The sequence below is a fragment of the Bacillus sp. 522_BSPC genome, assembly GCF_001076885.1.
Taxonomy (GTDB): Bacteria; Bacillota; Bacilli; order Bacillales; family Cytobacillaceae; genus Niallia; species Niallia hominis.
Genome location: NZ_JVDT01000125.1, coordinates 1 through 6,117 on the forward strand (window position 1 = coordinate 1; position 6,117 = coordinate 6,117).

Annotated in this window: 7 protein-coding genes; 3 read left to right on the forward strand and 4 right to left on the reverse strand. The window is 35.2% G+C overall.

The genetic code is table 11. The features are described from left to right. The first annotated feature begins 279 nt into the window (after window positions 1–279). Window positions 280–1,134 (forward strand): Cof-type HAD-IIB family hydrolase, encoded by an 855-nt coding sequence (locus ADJ83_RS09975; protein WP_031540208.1) that lies wholly within the window; start codon window positions 280–282, stop codon window positions 1,132–1,134. Window positions 1,135–1,222: 88 nt separating this feature from the next. Here ADJ83_RS09975 and ADJ83_RS09980 read toward each other — a convergent pair whose 3' ends face one another. The 3 genes from ADJ83_RS09980 to ADJ83_RS09990 all read right to left on the reverse strand — a co-directional run bounded on the left by ADJ83_RS09980 (window position 1,223) and on the right by ADJ83_RS09990 (window position 3,686). Beyond that, window positions 1,223–1,873, reverse strand: a complete 651-nt coding sequence (locus ADJ83_RS09980) for a TetR/AcrR family transcriptional regulator (RefSeq protein WP_048717713.1) — start codon at window positions 1,871–1,873, stop codon at window positions 1,223–1,225. 66 nt (window positions 1,874–1,939) lie between these two features. Then, entirely contained in the window at window positions 1,940–2,962 is a 1,023-nt protein-coding gene (locus tag ADJ83_RS09985; protein WP_031540210.1) for an ABC transporter permease, read from the reverse strand. Further along, the gene (locus tag ADJ83_RS09990) at window positions 2,952–3,686 is read right to left on the reverse strand and encodes an ABC transporter ATP-binding protein (protein WP_031540211.1); all 735 of its coding nucleotides are present in this window, start codon (window positions 3,684–3,686) and stop codon (window positions 2,952–2,954) included. Before ADJ83_RS09990 ends, ADJ83_RS09985 begins: the two co-directional genes overlap by 11 nt. Window positions 3,687–3,896: 210 nt before the next feature. On the opposite strand from ADJ83_RS09990, the gene ADJ83_RS09995 reads away from it, so the two are divergent. Then, complete coding sequence (locus tag ADJ83_RS09995) at window positions 3,897–4,346, forward strand: SRPBCC family protein (RefSeq protein WP_031540212.1); 450 nt, start codon at window positions 3,897–3,899, stop codon at window positions 4,344–4,346. Window positions 4,347–4,609: 263 nt separating this feature from the next. After that, on the forward strand, window positions 4,610–5,560 hold the full coding sequence (locus tag ADJ83_RS10000; protein ID WP_031540213.1) for an alpha/beta hydrolase: 951 nt from the start codon (window positions 4,610–4,612) through the stop codon (window positions 5,558–5,560). A 297-nt stretch (window positions 5,561–5,857) separates the two neighbouring features. Here ADJ83_RS10000 and ADJ83_RS10005 read toward each other — a convergent pair. Next, window positions 5,858–6,117, reverse strand: a 260-nt coding sequence (locus tag ADJ83_RS10005) for an IS3 family transposase (protein ID WP_048717499.1), incomplete at its 5' end; no start/stop codon positions are given.

Below are 6,117 nucleotides of genomic sequence, written 5' to 3' on the forward strand. Positions count from 1 at the left end.
AAGAAAAGCAGCTAAAGTCGCAAGTAAGTTGAGAAAGTTGCAAGAAAAGTTGCAGAAGCTGTAAGAAAAGCCGCAGAAGTTGCAAGTAAGTTGAGAAAGTTGCAAGTAAAAATGCAGAAGTTGCAAGAAAAGCCGCAGAATCCGCAAAATAATTTACAAAAAGACAAGCGACTCTTAAAGTTCTCTTCCTTTTGTTGCTTGTTCTTTCATGATATGATGATACAGGAGTATGAGAATTCGAAAATAATTAAGATGAATAAAAGATTTGAGGGTGTTTAGATGATTAGATGTATAGCGATTGATATGGATGGTACGTTATTAACATCCACGCAAGAAATTACAGAAGAAAATCGAGAAGCAATTAAAGATGCACAAGCTAAGGGTGTAGAAGTAGTAATTGCTACTGGCCGTGCGTATGAAGAAGCTGGAGATCTTTTAAAGGATGCTGGAATTATCACACCGATGATTTGTGCAAATGGGGCAGAAATAAGAACAAATGAGCATGTCATCGTTGATACGAACCCATTAAGTAAAGGTCTAGCGAGACAAATTGCGGAACTTTTACATAAACATCAAGTATATTATGAGGTTTACACCAATAGAGGTACGTATACAGTAGATAAAACAGTAGCCAGATCCCTTATTATGGATATCTTTACTGTGAGTGGCCATGTTAAGGATATGGAAGAGATAAAAAGAGCGGCTGAAGAACGATTAGCGGTTATTCACCAATTAGATAGCTATGAAGAATTATTTGAAGATGATGACCAAATTATTTATAAATTATTAGCCTTCCATTTTGATCCAATCGTTTTAGGCAATGTTAGAGAAGAGTTGACTAAGCTTGTAGGGGTAGCAATAAGTGCTTCTGGTAAGGAGAACTTAGAAATTACTTCTGTTCATGCACAAAAAGGAGTGGCCCTAGAGAAGTTTGTGAACGCTCGTAATATTTCTCTTTCAAACACGATGGCAATTGGGGATAATTATAATGATGTTTCCATGTTTCAAAAAGCAGGCAGAGCAGTAGCAATGGGTAATGCAGTGGAAGATATTCAACGTCAATGCCATTTTGTGACAGGAACAAATGAAGAAAGTGGCGTAGCTCAAGCGATTAGAAAAGCATTAGAGGTATAAGAGGCAGCAAATTTTTTGCTCGCATTAAAAAATGGTGGATGAACTTAGTATTAATGAGTTCATCCACCGTTTTTTTTATAAGAATGGCCTATTCACGAGGTTTTAATCCAAAAAGAATAAACTGAATGGTTCGTTCGATTTCCTCTTCGTCATCCCACTGTATATCGGGAAGGAGGATATGGCGAGCGATAAAGTAACCAATAATCGAAGTAACTGTTAGACGAACAGAGCTAAAAGAAGGAATAGAAATAATCTCTCCCTTTTCTTTATAGGATTCCATGATTTCTTGAAAACGACCAAAGATTTTCACGGCAATCTGATTTTTAAATGTTTCACGGAGATCATCATGAAAGGGGATTTCTTGTATTAAAATTTTAAATAATGTATTATTTTTTTGCAGAAATTCCATTCTATTTTTTACAATTGCGCGTAGAAAATCTTCAAAGTTATGATGAGAAACATTTAACACTTTGTCAAAATCTTTAATCACTCTTGGTGCAATCAATGTGCTTAATAGTGGAGAGAGAAGCGTTAGCAGTAAATCTTTTTTCGTTTTGTAGTGACGGAAAATCGTCCCTTCTGCCACACCTGCCATTTTTGCAATTTCACTAGTAGAGGTGGCTGCATAACCTTTCTCAGAAAACGCATCAATGGCAGCTATCAATATTTTTTTCTGCTTATCTGTTATCGATTGTTCTTCTTTTAAAATAATCTCTAATATATTCTCGCTATTATTCATAGGAAACTCCTTTATCCATACAATCTACTCTAATTATATAAGATAGTGAAGGGAAAATGTAATAACTTAGATACTGCGATATTTTTTCAAAGCAAAGATATTAATAATCATCAAGACAATGGAATAGCCAAGCAATATAACGAGATATCCTACTATTTCCATAAACCCGTTGCCACGAATCATTACTTCTCGCAGGGCATCTGCTGCATAATATAGAGGAGTTAAGTAAGAAATCCAACTAATAGCAGAAGATATCGTATCTAAGTTAAATAATCCAGAAAAGAATACTTGTGGTACAACGACAATAGGAATAAATTGAATCATTTGTAATTCATTATTGGCAAAGGACGATAGGAGAATTCCTAATGTAAGTGCTACTAATGCCAGCAGTAATGTAATTAATAATACATATAAAATGGAACCAGCGTTTGACATATGAAGTACATAAACCGAATAAAGGACGATGATTCCTGATTGCACCATTGTGAATAAACCAAAGCCAATGATATAAGAGAGAACAAGCTCCCATCTTCTAATAGGGCTCGAAAGCAATCGTTCTAATGTACCCGTTGTTCTTTCTCTTAAAAAGGATACACCGGCTACTAGAAAAACAAAGAAGAATGCAAAAAATCCAAGTAAAATAGGACCGAATGCATCAAATTGTTTCATATCAATAGAGCCGTAAAGTGCGTCTACATCAATTGCTGCTTCATTAGGAGATAGACTTTGCATGGCTCCCTGTATCTTTGCTGTGGTTGCTTTGCTAATGGAGGGATCGCTTCCTTCTACCATTAATTTGGTCTTTCCATTTTCTACAGCGAAATAAGCATCGATGTCCCCAGCCTTTAACGAGGCTATTGCTGTTGCTTCCGATTTATAGATGGAGGTTCGTAAATCTTCTTTTTCAAAGGCTGTACTTATAGGTTCAGGCACATTAATTAAGCCTATTTTTGTTTCATAGTCATCCCCATTAAATACTAGATTTACTAAAGTTAATATGAGAATAGGAGCTAAAATCATCAATGCAAGGGTTCGTTTGTCACGGTAGAACTGTTTTATAATGCGCAATACTAGTGCATTAATTCTCATTTGCTAAACCTCCATAATATAAAAATGCTTCTTCCATCGTCTGTGCATTACAGTTACTCATCAAGTTGCTTGGAGTATCGATAGCAATAAGTTGACCATTTCTTATCATTCCTAGTCGATCGCATTTTTCTGCTTCATCCATAACATGTGTAGTTACAATAATCGACGTCCCATTCTCTTTAAGCTTGTTGAAGGTTTGCCAGATAGCTTTTCGGAGAATTGGATCAATCCCTACTGTAGGCTCATCTAAAATAAGAAGCTTTGGATTGTTTAACAGTGCAATACAAATAGATAACCTTCTTTTCATTCCCCCTGAATACTGGGATACAGGCTTGGAAAGATGTTCAGACAACTCTACTAAAATGGCAGTACTTTCGATTCTATTTTTCTTCTCTATTCCTTTTAATCCATATAATCTAGCAAAGAAATCAAGATTTTCTCTAGCGGTTAAATCTTGGTATAAAGCGTCAGCTTGTGCCATATATCCGATTTTTGACATTATGTTCAGATTTGGCATTTTTTCATCCAATACATGAATGGAACCATTATCAGGTAAATCTAAACCAATAATCTCTTTTATAAGTGTTGTTTTTCCAGCTCCTGAAGGACCGAGCAATCCTAAAATTTCGCCAGGATAAACTTGTAAGTCGATAGCATTTAAAATTCGTTTTTTTTCAAATGATTTGGAAAGATTTTTAACAGAAACAATGGATGGTACAATCATGTAAAGACCACCTTTCTAAGTTTGTGAGTGATTACTCACTTCATATATTACGATAGAAGAAATAGTTTGTAAAGTGAGTAATCACTCATTTTCAATAAATATCTGCTTACATTCCATGGAACTTTTGAAATCAATTATTCAATTCCATATGGTATTCGCTATAATAGAAATAATTAAATTAAAAAAGAGAGATCCTATTGAGGTGGAAAAATGGCTGATTTTAATGCGAGTGTAATTATTTGTGAGCCCATTGAAGAAGTGTTTGCCTATTTTGCAGATATGGCAAATGCTCCAGAATATATGAATAAAGTGGAATCAACAGAGAAAAAAACAGATGAGCCGATAGGCGTCGGTACAAAATATACAGAAGTTAGAAATGTGCGGGGTAATAAGGTGTATGCAGAAATAGAATATTTATCTTATGAAAAAAATGTAAGGTTTACACGACGTAGTAGCTCGAATGGATTAACTATTGACTATGCATATCGTTTTTCAGAGATTCCTGAAGGTACTCAAGTAGAGTTTGCAGGAACCGTTCATGTTAAAGGGCTCAAAATGCGACTAATGAGAAGCTTTCTTGTGAAAATGGTGAAATCAGAAGATAGTGATCATGTCCAAAATGCAAAAGAAGTGTTAGAAGGGGTAGTAGAAAGTTTGTAATAGTGTGAAGAGCTGAGGCAAAAGGTTTTTAGAAAAGACTTTTTATTCAGCTTTTTTTTTAAAATAGGTTGACTTAAAGAAGGGAAATGGGTATTATAAAATTAAGTTGTGTACAATTTAATTTTATAATTTTTAACCATAAGTTATAAAATGTTACTCTCTATGCTAATGAGAAGAAATCATATAGCGAATAGGAGTAAAAAATTTTAATTATTTTAGTTGTGAGCAATTTAATTTTAGAAAATTATAAGGAGCAGATAATCATGAAAAACAAACATCAAATTATATTAGAACCAGCGGCTAAAAAGTTTACAGAAGATACGGCTAACCCTCCATATTTATTCGATTTGGAGCCAGAACAAGGAAGAGTCGCAGTAGATGAAGTACAATCTGGAGAGATAGAAAAATTACCTGTGGAAGTAAAGGAATTGTTTATTGAGGGTGGACCAACGAATCAAGTTTCCATTAAAATTGTCCGTCCAGAGCATACATCTGCAGTTAAACTACCAGTTATTTTATATACACATGGTGCAGGATGGGTATTTGGAAATGCCCATACACATGATCGTTTAATTCGTGAACTAGCGGTTGGGTCAAATGCAGCGGTTGTATTTACAAATTACAGCCTATCTCCTGAAGCAAGATATCCGATTGCAATAGAAGAAGTATATACAGTATTGGAATGGGTTGCAGAAAAAGGAGCAGACTATTACTTTGATACAAATAATATTTTTGTCGCAGGTGATAGTGTCGGAGGGAATATGTCTGCGGCAATCACGTTAATGGCAAAAGAACGTAAAGGTCCCGTTATAAAAAAGCAATTGTTATTTTATCCTGTAACAGATGCATCTTTTGAAACAGAATCCTATCAACAGTTTGCAGAAGGTTTCTTTTTAAGAAAAGATGGAATGCAATGGTTTTGGGACCAATACACTACAAACGAAGAAGAAAGAGCGGAAATTACAGCATCCCCTTTACGAGCAACAAAAGAGCAATTAAGTGGTCTGCCAAAGGCTTTAATCATTACAGCAGAAGCAGATGTATTAAGAGATGAAGGGGAAGCCTATGCCAATAAGCTTCGTGAGGCAGGAGTAGATGTAACAGCTGCTCGCTTTGGTGGAATCATTCATGACTTTGTGATGCTCCATGCATTAGCTCATACAGAAGCAGCGAAAGGAGCTCTAATGCTTGCTAATGCTTGGCTAAAGGCATAACAATGAAATATAGTAAAAAAGCAAGCACAGTGAACTGACCTAGCCAAATGAGACATATATAAAACACCTATCCATATTAAATTTAACACTTTTTCATTAATTTGATATTGGTTCTTTACTGGAAATAGTTCAGGCACTTTGTCACTTTACTTGGAGCCTCTGCGGGCATAGATTCTTTAGCCAGGAAGCCAGATATCTCAAAGAGAATCTGGCTTAGCCATAATAGGCTATCATGCCCGCATCTCCAAATAAAGTGCATGTCTTTTCTACATGCAAAGTGGATAACCCCGAAATCCTTTAAGCTGCCTTTAATCCAAATTCTATTGGAGTTAAGTAGCCTAATTTTGCTTGAATCCTACCCTCGTTGTAATGATGAATGTACCCATCTATTCTAGAAATAACTTCTAAATTAGCTAGGGTATTAAACTTACAATATTGGAATTCCTCTGTCTTTAAATTTGAATGAAATGATTCAATCACCGCATTGTCCCAACAGTTCCCTCGTCTGGACATACTACCTACTAAATGATGTTCCTTCAAATAATTTTGAAAAGTAT